At 58.7% G+C, this 15,374-nt stretch carries 11 protein-coding genes, 5 tRNA genes and 1 pseudogene; 3 read left to right on the forward strand and 14 right to left on the reverse strand.

The features are described from left to right. From BUC36_RS17960 to BUC36_RS17995, 8 genes and pseudogenes are all read right to left on the reverse strand, one after another. Positions 1-319 (reverse strand): annotated as a pseudogene (locus BUC36_RS17960) (IS3 family transposase); the annotation flags it as partial. 338 nt (positions 320-657) lie between these two features. Then, positions 658-734 (reverse strand) — tRNA-Asp (locus BUC36_RS17965). A gap of 49 nt (positions 735-783) precedes the next feature. Further along, positions 784-859 (reverse strand) — tRNA-Val (locus BUC36_RS17970). Between the two features lie 100 nt (positions 860-959). After that, the gene (locus tag BUC36_RS17975; protein WP_234995061.1) at positions 960-3,080 is read right to left on the reverse strand and encodes a DUF6351 family protein; all 2,121 of its coding nucleotides are present in this window, start codon (positions 3,078-3,080) and stop codon (positions 960-962) included. 444 nt (positions 3,081-3,524) lie between these two features. Then, complete coding sequence (cysC, locus tag BUC36_RS17980) at positions 3,525-4,151, reverse strand: adenylyl-sulfate kinase (RefSeq protein ID WP_234995062.1); 627 nt, start codon at positions 4,149-4,151, stop codon at positions 3,525-3,527. A 199-nt stretch (positions 4,152-4,350) separates the two neighbouring features. Next, a tRNA-His gene (locus tag BUC36_RS17985) sits at positions 4,351-4,426 on the reverse strand. A gap of 206 nt (positions 4,427-4,632) precedes the next feature. After that, positions 4,633-4,709 (reverse strand) — tRNA-Arg (locus BUC36_RS17990). A 22-nt stretch (positions 4,710-4,731) separates the two neighbouring features. Beyond that, positions 4,732-4,808 (reverse strand) — tRNA-Pro (locus tag BUC36_RS17995). A gap of 353 nt (positions 4,809-5,161) precedes the next feature. Between BUC36_RS17995 and folD the strand changes: the two genes are divergently transcribed. The 3 genes from folD (at position 5,162) to BUC36_RS18010 (ending at position 7,822) form a co-directional block, all read left to right on the forward strand. Further along, on the forward strand, positions 5,162-6,007 hold the full coding sequence (folD, locus tag BUC36_RS18000) for a bifunctional methylenetetrahydrofolate dehydrogenase/methenyltetrahydrofolate cyclohydrolase FolD (protein WP_073277798.1): 846 nt from the start codon (positions 5,162-5,164) through the stop codon (positions 6,005-6,007). Then, the gene (gene rsuA, locus BUC36_RS18005; protein ID WP_143187044.1) at positions 6,000-6,704 is read left to right on the forward strand and encodes a 16S rRNA pseudouridine(516) synthase RsuA; all 705 of its coding nucleotides are present in this window, start codon (positions 6,000-6,002) and stop codon (positions 6,702-6,704) included. The genes folD and rsuA overlap by 8 nt, the downstream gene beginning before the upstream one ends. A 107-nt stretch (positions 6,705-6,811) precedes the next feature. After that, positions 6,812-7,822 carry a class I SAM-dependent methyltransferase gene (locus tag BUC36_RS18010; protein WP_073277800.1) on the forward strand — a complete coding sequence of 337 codons (1,011 nt, stop codon included), beginning with the start codon at positions 6,812-6,814 and terminating at the stop codon, positions 7,820-7,822. Between the two features lie 38 nt (positions 7,823-7,860). Here the strand turns inward: BUC36_RS18010 and BUC36_RS18015 are convergent, their stop codons facing one another. The 6 genes from BUC36_RS18015 to BUC36_RS18040 form a co-directional block, all read right to left on the reverse strand. Then, positions 7,861-8,316 (reverse strand): Rho GTPase-activating protein, encoded by a 456-nt coding sequence (locus tag BUC36_RS18015; protein WP_073277802.1) that lies wholly within the window; start codon positions 8,314-8,316, stop codon positions 7,861-7,863. 104 nt (positions 8,317-8,420) lie between these two features. After that, on the reverse strand, positions 8,421-9,167 hold the full coding sequence (locus BUC36_RS18020) for a methyltransferase domain-containing protein (protein ID WP_073277804.1): 747 nt from the start codon (positions 9,165-9,167) through the stop codon (positions 8,421-8,423). Further along, the gene (locus BUC36_RS18025; protein ID WP_073277806.1) at positions 9,167-9,637 is read right to left on the reverse strand and encodes a GAF domain-containing protein; all 471 of its coding nucleotides are present in this window, start codon (positions 9,635-9,637) and stop codon (positions 9,167-9,169) included. The genes BUC36_RS18020 and BUC36_RS18025 overlap by 1 nt, the downstream gene beginning before the upstream one ends. 146 nt (positions 9,638-9,783) lie before the next feature. After that, complete coding sequence (locus BUC36_RS18030) at positions 9,784-10,251, reverse strand: hypothetical protein (protein ID WP_073277808.1); 468 nt, start codon at positions 10,249-10,251, stop codon at positions 9,784-9,786. 178 nt (positions 10,252-10,429) lie between these two features. Continuing rightward, positions 10,430-11,644 carry a Wadjet anti-phage system protein JetD domain-containing protein gene (locus BUC36_RS18640; protein WP_084536270.1) on the reverse strand — a complete coding sequence of 405 codons (1,215 nt, stop codon included), beginning with the start codon at positions 11,642-11,644 and terminating at the stop codon, positions 10,430-10,432. A 74-nt stretch (positions 11,645-11,718) separates the two neighbouring features. Next, a complete protein-coding gene (locus BUC36_RS18040) occupies positions 11,719-15,363 on the reverse strand; it encodes an ATP-binding protein (protein ID WP_073277810.1) in 3,645 nt (1,214 codons plus the stop codon). Positions 15,364-15,374: the final 11 nt, after the last annotated feature.

Below are 15,374 nucleotides of genomic sequence, written 5' to 3' on the forward strand. Positions count from 1 at the left end.
TGTCGATGATTTCCATCATCTTCTCCATCAGATACTGGCGATCCTCGGCGTCTTTGAGCTGTCGCTCCAGCCGCTTGATGGTTTGGGCAGGTGTTTCTGGCTTCTTTGACATGGAGCTGCTCCTGGTGGAAGACCAGTCCAACTTACCATGCTTTCGGAGCCAGACCAGTACAGTGCTTCTACCCTGAATGCCGTAGATATCCTGAGCCTGTTTATACGTCAGATCGCCTCTTTCGACCTCTTCGACGACGGCCAATTTAAAGCCCAAGGTGTAATCACGCTGGGTGCGCTTTGGGCGGGTAGGAATAGGGGTATCCATTAATAGGTCTCCAAAGTATCAACCTATTTCAGGACGGGACACGAGAAACAAAAAAGCCCCGCTCTTTCGAGCGGGGCTTTTTTGTATATGGCGGACCGGACGGGACTGACTCGGGCCGTCCTGGCCCTCGCCCTTCGGGCGCCTCCGCTGCGCTGCGGCGTCCAAATTCGCTCCCGGCGAATTTGTCGAACGGGGTACTGATTCGGGCCATCCTGGCCCTCACCCTGTGGGCGCCGCCGCATAGCGCCGGCGTCCAAAATTGTTCCCGACAATTTTGTCACCCGTGATCCCCCCCATACGAAAAAGGCCCCCTCTTTCGAGGGGGCCTTTTTCGTATATGGCGGACCGGACGGGACTCGAACCCGCGACCTCCGGCGTGACAGGCCGGCATTCTAACCAACTGAACTACCGGTCCGCATTCCTGATTTCCCTTTGAATAATCTGCCAGGCAGATGAAAGGGAAGTGGTGGGTGGTACAGGGGTCGAACCTGTGACCTACGCCTTGTAAGGGCGCCGCTCTACCAACTGAGCTAACCACCCGCTTGCTCTAATAACCAGGGGCCTTGCCCCCTCGAGCGACGCGCATCATACCGGATTGCACAGGCCTGTCAACAAAAAACGCGCCAATAATTACTTGCGATTAATTAACTCTCTGCTCGGGCGGCAGGGATACAGAGACCGGTTGCGGCTCCTCCCCCTCCACTTCGTCATCTGCCATCTGATCAACCGGCAGCCGATAATCCGGTGCAATCAGATGCCCGGCGATTCTCACCGGGCTATCGCCGGGAATCAGGTCCCCTCCCGGTCTCGCCAGATCTGGCAGATCGTAATTACAGACGCCAGTGGGAAATATCCGCTGCATCTCATCCATATGTTCAGCGATTGCCTCAGACTGCGGACCATAGATGCCTTTTGTTACCGCCTTTTCCACCGGTTGCAGGGCGCACTTGAAAACGTCACCCGTAATAGGCGCACCGGCCACCTGGCGGGATGTACTGTAGATCGGATACTGCTGCATGCATTCCCCGGTAGGCTTGTGATTCCACTCGCCGTTCCAGACCTCGGCACCAGCGGCCATCACATTGCCTTCACTGTCGAAGCACTGATCGCTGGCATCCACCGGCCTGTTGCTCGCAACGCCGCGCTCCGGATGCTCGATTATGTTTTGCATCCAGCGATCCATGGTATCCAGCGCCTCATCCAGCGGCGTGTAACGTTTGTGGCTCACCCAGATCAACTGGTTATCCGTGTGGCCGCGAGCCCGCCGAATCCGTTCTCGCGCCGAAAATGATGCCGAACTGTGGTGCATATCCAGCTCGCCATCGAGGTAGTGGCGCAAATCGATGATGGGAATCTCTACATCCCCCAGGAATACATGCCCGGAGCGGTAGATACCTTCAATGGCGTCTCGACTGGCGCGGGTACGTCTGGCTGGCCTGTCCAGGCTGCCCAGTCGCATGTTCTGATCGCTCCACATCGACAGGTCCACCGGGAACAGCGAGCCATTCATGAACCACAGCTTTTCATCGCCCTGATTCTGTTGCGACTTCCACCCGCCGATCGTCGCATTGATGCGAAGGAAGGTGTCGACCGAGATGGACCCGCGAACCAGAGCTTGCAGTCCGAACTGCACGCCCTCGTTATCCCAGGCACTGTTGGCGTAACCGGTCTGGTCGGCGCCGTAGAACTGCCGCAGATCCTCCCAGTGGGTCCAGTGAACCTTTTCCGCGACGTCATCCGCATAGCTCTTGATGAAATGGACAAAGTTGGGGTTATTGACCAGCGGCACCAGTCCGCGCCAGCCCTGGGTACACTCGGTCGCCCCCTCAGTGCCATCCCGGTAGCGGCCATCGAACAGCGCCGCGGCCTTTTTCAGCGACTGGAAGCGGCTCTCTACATTGCGATTGGCTGCGAGGCCCTCAATTACCGTGCGTTCCGATGCGTCGCGCCAACGGGGGTTATCGGCGTCAACCACGTCAAAAAAATACTCCAGGGGTTCACAATCGAACACATAGATGGTCTGACTGACCATGTCGGGATAGGCATAGAGGGGAATAGCCGCATCGAGCAATCCTGGCGCATTTTGCGCGAATAGATACTGCTGAATTGCGCCGCCGGAGCCACCGACACCGACCGTGTACAGCGGCTCACCATAGAGCGCCACAAACTGCTTTTTCACGCGCCGCGCCGTGTCTTCCGCGAGCCAGATATTGTAGTGATTGCTTGTCTGGTTGGCGTTGGAGAACGCTATCGCATAGCCGCGCGCGAGCTGGTCGGCACGGCGGGTAATGATATCCCCCTTACTGATATCACCCTGGCGCCGGCCGACACCGACACCGCCGCGGAGCTGATAAATCAGCCGCCGGTTCCAGTTACTGGCACGGGGATTCGCTGCCGTTTCCCCGTTCCCCCTCAACACCGCAATGGCATAGAAAAAGCGGTTTATCGTGCCGGTTTCCAGGCGCACGACGAAGTCGGTGACTTTACCGTTGACGGTTACCTGATCGACATCGCCGTTTGCCTTCTCCAGCGGATAGAAGTCACCGTCGTTGGTGCTGCGGTAGAAATAATTGACCTGGGTGGCGTGGCTGCAGTCGCGGCTGTAACCGATAACCTCATCCGTCTTCTGCCCCGTTTCGTCCAACGCAAAAACCGGAACCCCCTCGCGCTGCTGATTATCCACCAGCGGCTGGCGGTCGGTGACTTCATTTTCGCCGCAGTAAAACGGGTAAGTGGAGGGGCCAGCAAACAGCGTTTCCACCGGGCCTATTTCGCCGATGGTGATAGGGAAAGGAAAATACTCCGGTGGGCGCTCCATTACTCGGGGATGGGGTCCCGCGTAGGCTGGCACGGGCAGATGCTCGAGTGCACCTTCTGGCACTCCCACTACCGGCGCTTTTGGTGCTTCGGGCAACCTTGGCAGCTTTTGAAATCCGAACCAAATGCCCCACCCCACTATTGCTGCGATCGCAAAAACAACCCCAGAGAGTAGCCACGCTCTCCGAACCACCATATTCGCCTCCACAGCTGCAAATTCGTTATCTGGTACAGCTTGAGTATATGTGGCGATGGACGGGCCGACGGGCAGTTGGCGCCTGGTTAAACTGGAAGGGGGAACGAAACGCGGACCGCCATTCACGGCAGTCCAGCGAAATTTGTATTAATGGCGGAAGCCCAGGGGTGGGCTTCCGGCGAGGAGCGATGTTTAGGCGATAATACCGCGGGCCTGCAGATTGGAAATGATCATCTCGACTTCTTCCTCGAGAGTCATCTGATCGGTGCGCAGGTGCAATTCAGGCGCTGTCGGCGCCTCGTAGGGATCGTCAATACCGGTGAAGCCGCGGATCTCTCCGGCGCGGGCCTTCTTGTACAGGCCTTTCGGGTCGCGGGACTCCGCCTCTTCCAGCGGGCAGTCGACATAGACTTCCAGGTAAGGCAGGTCGCCCTCGACGTGCATCCGCCGCACCATCTCACGGTCATCGCGGTAAGGGCTGATAAAGCTGCTCAGCACCACGACGCCAGTGTCGGCAAAGAGCTTGGAGATTTCACCCACACGGCGGATATTTTCCTGGCGATCTTCGGCGGAGAAACCCAGGTTGGAGTTGATGCCCAGGCGGATATTGTCACCGTCCAGGCGATAGCTCAGCACACCGCGGGCTGCCAGGGCTTGTTCCACGGCGACAGCAACGGTGCTTTTGCCAGAGCCAGACAGACCGGTGAACCACAGGGTCACACCTTTGTGGCCGAGAATGCTCGCACGGTCATTGCGAGTCACATCACCCTCGTGCCAATGTACGTTTGTCGCCTTGCGCTCCACTGTTGTCGCTGTCACCAATCTCTCCAAAATGTCTGATTTCATCGGTATGCTTCTTACTGCAGCCTATATAACCAATGGCTATCAAAAGAATCAGGCGCCTATTATCCGGCAAAGTTACAGGCAGGGTAAAGAACCGGCTTATAGCATCTGCGCGCAGAAACAAAAAAACCCGGCATAAGCCGGGTTTCCGCTGCCCGCTGAACAGGCAAAAATATGGGGTGGCCGACGGGGATCGAACCCGCGACCTCAGGAGCCACAATCCTGTGCTCTACCAACTGAGCTACGGCCACCATAAAAGTGATATGTAATCAGCACCTTGTGGCAGTGCCGATATCCGAGCATAAGCCCGGCAGGGCCAGAGCGACCGATTGCAAAGCACAGCTTTGCGGTCGTTCTGGCGCCCATCAGCTACGCTGATGGGCCGGATTAGTCCTGCGACTACAAGCCGGCAGCGGACCATTTCGAATCCGCCAGACTCAAAGCCACCATAAAAGGTTGGCACGCCCGGCAGGACTCGAACCTGCGACCATCCGCTTAGAAGGCGGATGCTCTATCCAGCTGAGCTACGGGCGCAAGGTAAACCCGGTAAACGTTTTGGTCGGGGCAGAGGGATTCGAACCCCCGACATCCTGCTCCCAAAGCAGGCGCGCTACCAGACTGCGCTATGCCCCGTAAACTTCTTCCATCGCTGGGGTCGCGTCTCGCGAACAACCGCTATAGAGCAGTTCCGAAGGCCGCCTCCCTTGCGAAGAGCGCGCATAATACTGACAGCCCCCATGGGAGTCAACGGCGCTAAGCTATTCTTTTTGCAGAAGTTTAGCCCCTCTATATAAGGCTGTGACCAAGTAGGGAAATTATTCGCTGCCTGTGCGAAAATAGCGCCCTTCAAAAATCCGGGCCGGGCAGCAATTTACCGGTTCTTCTGTAGTTGCGGCCTCAGGCCGGTGTCGCCTGTGATCAGACCGCTACTGGAGACCCTCCCCGGCCAGTTGGTCCACGATTCTTATTTGTTTGAGATTTCACCTATGTCTGCACTGGTTCTGGACGGCAAAGCCCTGGCACAGAAAACGGAAGAGGAACTGTCGGCCCGCGTGGCCGCGCTGAAAGAGAAGAGCGGTGGCCAGACCCCGATCCTGGCAACCATCCTCGTCGGTGACGATCCCGCCTCCGCCACCTATGTAAAGATGAAGGGTAACGCCTGTCGCCGCGTCGGCATGGACTCCCTGCAGGTAGAGCTGCCCTCCTCCACCACTACCGAACAGTTGCTGGCCAAGATCGAAGAACTGAATGCCAACCCGAATGTACACGGCATTCTGCTGCAGCACCCGGTGCCGGCGCAGATCGACGAGCGCGCCTGCTTTGACGCGATCAGCCTGGAAAAGGACGTGGATGGCGTCACCTGCCTCGGTTTCGGCCGTATGGCCATGGGCGAGGAAGCCTATGGCTGCGCGACCCCCAAGGGCATCATGCGCCTGCTGGAAGCCTACAAAATTGAACTCGCCGGCAAGCACGCCGTTGTCGTGGGTCGCAGCCCGATCCTGGGCAAGCCGATGGCGGCCATGCTGCTGAACGCCAACGCCACCGTGACCATCTGCCACTCCCGCACCCAGGACCTGGCCGACCATATTCGTCGCGCCGACATCATCGTTGGTGCGGTCGGCAAACCGGAGTTTATCAAGGCGGAATGGATCAAGGATGGCGCCGTCGTGGTCGACGCCGGCTACCATCCCGGCGGCGTCGGTGATATCGAACTGGGCCCGCTGGTCGGCCGCGTTGCCGCCTATACCCCGGTACCCGGCGGCGTCGGCCCGATGACGATCAACACCCTGATCTATCAGTCCGTGGATTCCGGCGAGCGCAAGATTGGCTAGCGCAATCCGCCTCGATAAAGCGGTAAGTCAGGTCACCGATCTCTCCCGCGCCGAAGTAAAGCGCGCCGCCAAGGCGGAGCGCATTACGGTCAATGGCGAGGTGGTCACCGACCCCGCCACCAAGATCGACATCGCGGATACCCTGTGCCTGGACGGTGAACCGCTACTGGAGCCGGGGCCGCGCTACCTGATGCTGCACAAACCCTTGGGCTATGTCTGCGCGACCAAGGACAGCGAGCACCCCACGGTGCTCGACCTTATCGACGAGCCCAACAAGCACAAACTGCATATCGCCGGGCGCCTGGACATCGACACCACGGGACTGGTGCTGCTGACCGATGACGGCCAGTGGTCCCACATGGTCACGTCCCCGCGCCGCCATTGCGACAAGACCTACTACGCTCACCTGGCCGATCGTATCGGGGAAGATGCCGTGGAAAAGTTTGCCAAGGGCATCTGGCTGGACAACGAAAAGAAAAGAACCAAACCGGCCAGGCTGGAAATACTCTTTGCCAACGAAGTGCGCATCACCATCAGTGAAGGGCGCTACCACCAGGTAAAACGCATGTTCGCCGCGCTCGGCAACAAGGTTCTCGAACTTCACCGGGAGCGGATCGGCGACATCGTGCTGAGCGATGATCTCGAGGAAGGGGATTACCGCTACCTGACCCCGGAAGAAGTCGCCTCGGTAGAATAAAGGACCTATCAGCTTTGTAGGATGGGCAAAGCGCAGCGTGCCCATCACTCCCGTCCGATGGGCACGTCGCTGCGCTCCTTTGCCCATCCTACAAACCTAGAAAATGCATGGCCACTCTACTCTGCCAGGAACTGCAAAACGCCCCCCGCGAAACCCTGTGGATCGCCGACGAGAACAGCAAGGCACTGCTGCAGCAAGGGTTTAATTTTGGCGGTGACTTGCTCAGCAACCGCTGGGATATCGCCAGGCTGGCAGAGGGAAAAACCGCGCGCAGTTTTTTCAGCGATTTTCACTTTGAAGAACTCGGGCGCAACTACCGCCGCATTGTCTTTCCCGTTTCCAAGGAAAAGGCCGTCGTGCACCATGTCATCAACCGGGCCGCGGAGTTTCTCGGTGAAGGGGGTGAACTGGTACTGATAGGGGGCAAGCAGAGTGGCATAAAAACCTATGCTGCCAAAGCAGCGCAACGCTTCGGCTGCGCCAAGCAACTGCAGAAACACGGCAGCGACTATGTCAGCACTAATCCGCTGCAGTCCCACAGCGGAGAAAAAGCTGACGATCAGGGCTACTGCGAGTTGCGTCGGCTCGAGACGCTAAATGGTCTCTACAGTAAACCCGGACTTTTCGGCTGGAATAAAATCGATCGCGGCAGCGCCCTGCTTGCCGAGCAGTTTTCGCAATGTCTACCGAGCGACGGCGCCCATGTGGTCGATCTCGGCTGCGGTTACGGTTACCTGAGCACCCAGCTGGCCGCGCAGGGAAACTACCACTTCACCGCTACCGACAACAACGCCGCAGCGCTGATTGCCTGCCGAGAAAATTTCGCGGATCGGAACCTGGACGGTGCCGTGGTGCCATCAGATGCAGGCGCAGAACTGGAAACCAATATCGCCGACCTGTTGATTTGCAATCCGCCTTTTCACCAGGGTTTTCAGGTGGAAGGGGATCTCACCGATCGCTTCCTGCGCCAGAGCGCGCGGCTGTTAAAAAACAGCGGATACGCGCTGTTTGTCGTCAACGAATTTATTCCATTGGCACGGAAAGGACGCGACCACTTCGCCACTGTGGAGCAGTTGGCTAATGAGCAGGGATTTTGCGTGTATCGCCTGAGCCAGTAACAGCGCCCGACACCCTTCCCTTTGCACTCGTCTGAGACTCAGTAGTCCCGCAAATTAAATAAATTCATCGACAGCGTGTGCTCTTCCAGCTCTTCCAGCTGTCGCAGACGTTCGAATGCATCCCGCGCGGAAGGTGTTTCCGCCCCCTGCGCCAGATCTCGGTACTGGTCCGCCAGGTACATTTCGATATCCAGCGCCAGCTTGGCAATATCGTCGAGGTTATCGATATCGACATTGCGCAGCCGCTGCAGGAATTCCTTCTCGCGCCCCTCGGGCGCAAACTGGACCCAGGTGTGTAGAGCCCCGGGGGTCAGGTCGGCGCGGAAATTTTCCAGTGAGTGCTTCATGGAATCCTCGCGCCGTTTCAGCTGATCCAGCAACAGCTCTATACGCCTGTTGGTGGCCAGCTGTTCGTATTCGCCGTATTGCTGCGCCAGTTTGGCATGGAAATCTCGCCCTTCCTGGATTACTTCCTCCACAGTTTTGTAGCGCATCGACCATTCCCGGGAAAACAAATGCCTTTTTTCAGTATAGACACGCAGTGCGAAAGGGCGCCAACCGATAATGGCGCAACAGAAGGCTTGTATTTGGGGAAAAATCAGATCAATCGTCGCAGGCGACAATCCAGCCGACGCGATGGATTAGCGGGGTTGATCTTGTCGGGAGCGGTCGCCGCCAGATCGGTCAGCGACAAGGGTTGCCTGCTGACCGCCAGCACTGCGTTTTCATAGGCGGGGAGCTCTGCGGTCCAACCGCCGTGAAGCTGTGCGCGAACGCACCGGTCACACCAGCCGCTAGCCAACAGTTCACGCCGGCTGCCGAAATTGCAGACCAGAACTCCATCTGAGCTCAATAGTCCCAGGAGTTTGCGGCACCAGGAGGTATCAGCAGCAACCGTACGCTCCGCTTCGCCCGCACTGTGACCGAAAAGGTCATCAATAATCAGGTCGAAGGTATCTGGTTCTACCCCACCGACAAGACCTGCAACAAAGTTGCTCGCATCGTCACACACCAGCTCCGCATTGCGCACACCGAAATACCGACGTGCGATATCCAGATGGGTCGGATCGAGATCCACGCCGACAATTCTGGTCGGGGTGAAAAACTGCTGCAGGAGCCGGATCAGCGCACCGCCGCCAACGCCCAGTAGAAGCACCGATCGAATCTGCTGCTCAGAACGGAAAAAAGCCGGCAACAGCAGTAACTCCCACAGGGATCCTTTTAGCGGATCCCGCGGGTTCCACTGGGAGTGGAAGACACCATTGCTGTACAGGCGCACGCTGGCGCCGTGACTGCGAACCTGATAGTGGCAGTCACCAACCCTTTTCTGCCACAGCAGCGCCATCAGGCACCAGAGAGATCGGTCGCATCCAGCAAGACCCGGGCAAACTCCTGTAACCCGGCCAGGTCCTCCGCGGCGAAGCGGGCCACGCTGGGGCTGTCGATATCCAGCACCCCTAGGCAGCGCTCGCCATCGTAGAGGGGGATTACCACTTCAGAGGCGGATACCGCATCACAGGCAATGTGCCCCGGAAACTGGTGGACATCCTCCACCAGCTGGGACTCACCAGTCGCAACCGCGGTGCCACAGACACCGGTACCGACCGGGATGCGCGTGCAGGCCGGCTTGCCCTGGAAGGGCCCCAGACGCAACTCGTCACCGTGCAGGAAATAAAAGCCGGCCCAGTTGATATCCTCGAGCTCCATAAACAGTAGCGCACTGGCATTGGCGGTATTGGCCAGCCAGTCCCTTTCGCCTGACAACAGACCCGCGAGTTGTTCGTTCAGTGATGAGTAAAACGTGCTCGATGACATGAGTAGATCCGCTCCTTACCGGCTACTTAATTGGGATTTTGCCGAGTCGCAACGACAAAGCCCCCAAATTGTCCGCAGCGCCGGGACGCTGGTTGCGGACAATTTGGGGGCTTTTCAACTGAGATTCAATAGCGAGATTCTGTCGCTTACTGATAGGGATCTGCGACCGCTCGTTCACTGCCGGACTCATCGGCGCTTTCGCGCTGGTACTGTTCCGCGTCCACCGTCGGACGATTCCATTCGCTGTCACCCACGGTTTCGTCTTCGCCGCGGCCATGTATCGCCGGCGGTGCGCTGGTTACGTCGGAGGCGATCAGTTGATGCGACCGGGCCTCAGCGCTACGCGCCTGGGTGCGGTTAATCACGGCCGGACGATCCTCCGTATGGATTCGACTGGCGATGGTTTTCAGGTTGGGACGGCGGCGCTCCGCCAACTTGACCGCTTCCAGTTCGCCGTTAAGGCGATTGACCTCCGCCTGCAGATCGCCCAGTTGCGCCTGCAGTTCGGTGATCTGGGCGAGCACCCCTTTGACTTTGCGGCTCTCTTTCTCATACAGCACCGCCGCGCCGCCAAAAGCCAAAACGAAAATGACCAGTATGGAAAACTGACGCATAGCAATCTCCGAAAAAATCCCTTTAATTGAGCGAAAGGTAATATTTACAGCAAATTGCGCGCATCTTCCGAGAAGTTGCGCACTGTTTGCAATGGCCAAAACTGACTACCCGCTCTCAGTCAACCAAAGATACTCTTAGATATTCACCCGGAAAGCAATTACGCGCTCCTCTCCAGGATCACAAGCCGCCAACCGTACAGATGGCCGTGAGCTGCTCGTGTGCGATTGCCTCTTGGTCCACATAGCGCCCAGACGCCCTAATCGCGGGGATCAGAACCCTGTCGGCATATTCGCAGCCCGTTGACGATATCGACTTCTGGCCCTGCTTCCCCGCCTGCTCCGGCAAATGACCACCACCGGCTCGCAACCTATCCAGCAGCGACATATACCCTGGCCGCCAGCAATCGAGCGCTCGGAAACTATGCCTGAGTGCCGCAGCGATATGCATACCCTCGCAATCCAAGTCGCCCCAAAAATATACCGGCAATTCCCTGTCAGCCTGCCCCTGCCACCATTGCAGAAATTCCCGCCGCACTACCGTCGATGCGTCATTCACTGTACTAAAGCGCGCGACACCCGGAGCGCGCACCCGCGCTGCTCCGCCACGATAGCCTTCAATGTATACCAACGCGGTAGATCCGGGTTGCAGATCGGCTAACAACAGAAAGGAATCTTGATTTTCGATCAGCAATACCTGCTCGACGCGTACGGGCAAATATAGATGCATTAACAACGGCCGCTCACATATCTTGCCGCTTCGCGAAGGAAAAAGTCCGCGCACTAGTGACTGGCGCCAGCTGGAATCCAAATATTTGGAGTCACCAAGAAAGCAACGTGCAGATAGTTGGCGCCAAGATAGACTTCCCCCGCAATCCAGCTCTTGTCTCACACGCGCCCAGCAACCTAACAGCTGTTCAAAATTTTCGAATCCAGGGTCTAGTTCGAGACCTCCAGGCGGGAAAACTTCCACACTCTCGAAATGCTGCGAAAATCGCGCCAGCGCCGCCTGCCACTCCGGATCCACAAGTAGTGGCCGCTCTCGCTGCAACCAATCGCGGACGAGTTGCTCACAACCCTCGCTGAAGTAGAGATGCGCCCCTTTCCAGGCCGCGGCACCTACAGATCGGCGGGCCGGCGGTTTGATGGAGAAACATTGGTAATCACGAGACAGCCACACTAGCTCGTCCCAGAGCTCGCCGTCGTCGTAGGCGGGGTCACTGAAAGGCGCAAGTGCGGCGCGCAGCGCGCGGGGAGCCTTGTCCGGGTTCAGCGTAATCCTGATCTGCTTCTGCTCTCCGGCTAGAATCTGCTCGTCGCGCCTGTCGAGCACATATTTCAGCAGGCCAGCAATCACCGGATTTGCAGCCACCCACTCGGGTATCTGCCTCCCCATCGTCTCCTCCTCGTTTCCTCGATTCCGCTGCGGGAGCACCCGGACGTCGCTCGAGAATGAAAAAGCGCTCGCGGTTACCCTTCCACCATTTCCATAAAGTCCAGTGATGCCTGCTGCCGAATCGTGCGGCGATGATTGGCCCACAGCTCGGTGATCTTTTCCCGGTTACAGACTTTGCGGTCCACATACACGCGGGTGTTGAGCTGGCCGACGGGCCTGGCACTCGGGCATTTACTGAACACGAACTGATTGGAGATCAGATCCATAAACGGCCCGGACTTGCTGCTCGGCATAATGAACAGCAGTTGCAGGCCGAGGGTCTCCGTCAGGTAGCGGATCACCTCTTTCGAGCGGGACTCGTCCATTTTCGAGAAGGCCTCGTCCACCAGTACCATCTGCAGGTGGCTGCTGCCCTCGTTGAAGCGGAAGGCCGACGTCACCGCCGCCGAGCGAATGATATAGGCCGGCGTCTCCAGCTGGCCCCCGGAGCCGGTGCCGTACTGGCTCAGCGCAATCGGTTCCTTGCCCTCCGGCTCCTTAAAGATCTCGTAGTTGCGGTAGTTGCGATAATCGCTGATGCGATCCAGCTCCCGCCGCGCCACCTGTTCATCCTCGCTCAACAGCATATTCAACAGCTTGTCGCGCACCTTCATATGCGCCTGGGATAACTGGGCATCGAACAGGTTTTCTTCTTCGCCCAGATTCGGCAGCTCGATCACCGCCTTGAAGAAATTCCAGTATTCCCTGAATTCCGGTACCCAACTGTAGGCGAAGCGGAAGCGTTCGCGGTCGGCACCGAAGCGGTGATGCTCCAGCTCCTTGTTCAGGTCGTCCAGAACCCGCTTGCCGTCGTTGATGGACTGGTAAATCGCGTGGCACAGGTGCGTGACAAAGGTGGTGTTGAACGACTTCTTTAGCCCCAGCAACTGTTCGTGCCGGTCCACCAAAAGATTGTTTTTCAGGCGGTTGCGCATTGCTTCTACCTGGTTGTGCAGGCTGCACACCAGTTTGAACAGCACCTCGTCGTGGCCGGCGCCCAGGTCCGGCTCAAACGCCAGCGTGTCGCCGGCGGCACAGTTGGCGTTGTATTCCATCACTGCCCGGTCCAGCTGGCGACAGTATTTTTCCAGCAGCCCCTGCCACTCTTCGAGATCGGCACCGAAATCAAAATTGTCACCGGCGCGCTCTGCCTGCTCGTCCGCCTGTTCGAGGACCTTCTCGGCATCGTAGTCCGGTGTGATCTGCGCAATTCGACGCACCGCGGCCTCGCGGTCGCTGAGCGCATCGTCGAGGGTATCCAGTTCGGCCGACAGCGCTTTCAGCTGCTTGCCGGTATTTTCCAGATCCCGCTCCAGCTTGCCGGCGTCGTGTTGCAGTCCGGCCTGAACTTTCTGCTGTGCCTGCAGCTGCACTTTAAGCTCGGCAACCTGCTGCTCGAGCTGCTCACAGTCCTGCAGGTCGAGGTTTTCCAGCGCCTGTTCAGCGCTGCGCCACTCGCGTTGGGCTCCCAGTGCGGCATCCACCACCGGCAGCAGCTGCAAGCCGCTCAGCTCACGCGCGGCCGCGGCGACGCGGCGGTACAGCTGGTACTGGTCACTGACCTGAGAGGCTTCCGCCAGCAGTTGCTCCAGTGCCTGCTGCTGCGCTGCCAACGCGCGCGCGCGGGCACCCTGGCCGAAAACCAGTTCGGCGTCGTCGATGTCGCAGCGCCACATGCTGTAGTTGCCGCTGGCCAGTCCGTCTGCAGTCAGGCCACGGCGCGTGCCGCGCAGTTCGTGTTCATCCTGCACCTGCAGTACCGAGCCGTAGGAGGCTCGCAGATAGTACTCCGCGGTCTTGTGGTTGAATTCCATCAGCTCGACGATGGAATCCTTGGACACAGACGCCCGCTCCGCATCCCGGCGCGCCTTGTCTCCCTGGATGACCCGCGCGCGATTACTGCGGCCGGGCATATTGCGCACGATGCGAATCGCCGCCGCCTCGTGTTCCGGCTCCACGATAATCGAGAAGCGCGCGCCGCCAAGATAACCCTCCACGGCCATCTGCCAACGCTCGTCCAGCACTTCCACGTAGTCACACAGTACCCGCGGCTCGGCCTGCGGACACTGCTCGCGAATCGCCGCCAGGGCCTGCTCCACCGATTGCGGATAGCGCACGCGATTAGCCTGCAGGTGCTGAATGCGGTTTTCCTGAGTGTGCAGTTGCTTCTGCAGCTGCTGCACCTTCAGCTCCCAGCGGGACACCTGTTGCGTGATTTGCTCGCGCAGGCTCTTGTTTTCGCCCTGGGCTGTTTCGCCGGTATCGGCACTGGCGAGCAACCCGTGCAGCTTGTTGTGCAGTGCCTCACTGCTCGCCGCCCGATCTCGCAGCGGTTCCAGCGCGGACAGGTCGATCCAGTCCTTGCCGAGCAACTTGTGCAGATCCGGCAACTCCTCTTCCCGCGCCACCTGCTTGATACATTGCACCAGGGCCTTGTTACCCAGCGTGGGAATTTCCAGTTCCGCGGCAGTACCGTTCAACAGGCTCAGTAACTCTTCGGCGGCTTCGCGATTGCGCTGCCACTGCCGTTCCTGGGCAGCGAGGGGAGCGCCCTGCTCCGACAACTGCCGGTGCGCGCCATTGATGCGCTGCTCCAGCTGGTCCTTGCTGCGCAGGGCGTCGATGCCCAACCGCTGTGCCTGCAACTCCACCAATTGCTGATTGAGCTGTTCACTGCGCTCGACGGCGATGCGCGCCTCGCGCTCGTTGGTTTGCAGATCCGCACGCAACTGCTGTTGATTGTGCTTGCCGGCGAGATAGGTCTTCTGCAAGCGCAGCTGACGATGGCGCGCCTGCAGGTATTCCTGTATCCGCAACTGCAGCCACTGCTCGCGATAGAGGTCCGCGGACTGCGCGATCTGCTCCAGCGAGGAAACGCGCTCGACGATCTGGCGCGCCTCCTGCTCCATCGCGTGGATCGTCTTCATCAGCTCGGAAACCGAGCGGATGGCATCCCCCAGATCGCGCTTCTCCAGCACTTCCTGGGCGACGAAATCATTGATGCTCTTGACCGGTTTGTACGCCATGAAATTAGCAAAGGTCCGCGCCGCGTGCGTGGCCTCGCGGTCGGGCACCGCATCGCGACGACCGCGCAGAGCCCCGTAGAGGCGGCGCAGATAGGCCTTCTTCTTATCGTACTGTTCAACCCGTTCGAACTGCTTGCCGAGCACGGAATAGAACTTGTCCAGCGGCAGCAGGTGCTTGCCGTCCTTGTACTCGCGAATAAAGTCACCGATGGACAGCTGCTCACCGGGGAATATAAAGAAACGCAGGTCGTTCTGTCGCGCCTGGGCGGGCTTGCTGCTGCTATCCAGATGCGCGCGAATCGCCATCACCGACGTGAAGGGATCGCTGTCCTCACCGGCAGTGGGATAGAAAACACCGGCGATATAACAGTCGGTTGGCTGCAGGCGCGCGTAGCTGCCGTCATCACAGCCGAGCACATAAGAGGCGAGCGTGCGCACCTGCTTGCCACCGCGACCGCGCTGGGTGGTTTCGTCCTGGCCCGGATTGAAGGTAAACAGCGTATCGTGCGCCGCCGTCATCAACGTCTGGATGGCATCGGCAGCCGTCGTCTTACCGGAGCCATTGCCACCGGAAAACAGATTGATCGGCCCGAACTCGTATTCCAGCTGGGGAATATTGCCCCAGTTGATCAGGATCAGTTTTTTCAGAAACATATTTTTATTCG

It is taken from the genome of Microbulbifer donghaiensis (assembly GCF_900129095.1).
Lineage (GTDB): Bacteria > Pseudomonadota > Gammaproteobacteria > Pseudomonadales > Cellvibrionaceae > Microbulbifer > Microbulbifer donghaiensis.

What these genes read in the sequence shown, in the direction of transcription:
- BUC36_RS18010 (WP_073277800.1), top strand. Translation starts at nt 6,812, where the DNA reads ATGGCCACTCTACTCTGCCAGGAACTGCAAAACGCCCCCCGCGAAACC.
- BUC36_RS18015 (WP_073277802.1), bottom strand. Translation starts at nt 8,316, where the DNA reads ATGCGCTACAAAACTGTGGAGGAAGTAATCCAGGAAGGGCGAGATTTC.
- BUC36_RS18640 (WP_084536270.1), bottom strand. Translation starts at nt 11,644, where the DNA reads ATGGGGAGGCAGATACCCGAGTGGGTGGCTGCAAATCCGGTGATTGCT.
- BUC36_RS18025 (WP_073277806.1), bottom strand. Translation starts at nt 9,637, where the DNA reads ATGTCATCGAGCACGTTTTACTCATCACTGAACGAACAACTCGCGGGT.
- BUC36_RS18020 (WP_073277804.1), bottom strand. Translation starts at nt 9,167, where the DNA reads ATGGCGCTGCTGTGGCAGAAAAGGGTTGGTGACTGCCACTATCAGGTT.
- folD (WP_073277798.1), top strand. Translation starts at nt 5,162, where the DNA reads ATGTCTGCACTGGTTCTGGACGGCAAAGCCCTGGCACAGAAAACGGAA.
- BUC36_RS18040 (WP_073277810.1), bottom strand. Translation starts at nt 15,363, where the DNA reads ATGTTTCTGAAAAAACTGATCCTGATCAACTGGGGCAATATTCCCCAG.
- BUC36_RS18030 (WP_073277808.1), bottom strand. Translation starts at nt 10,251, where the DNA reads ATGCGTCAGTTTTCCATACTGGTCATTTTCGTTTTGGCTTTTGGCGGC.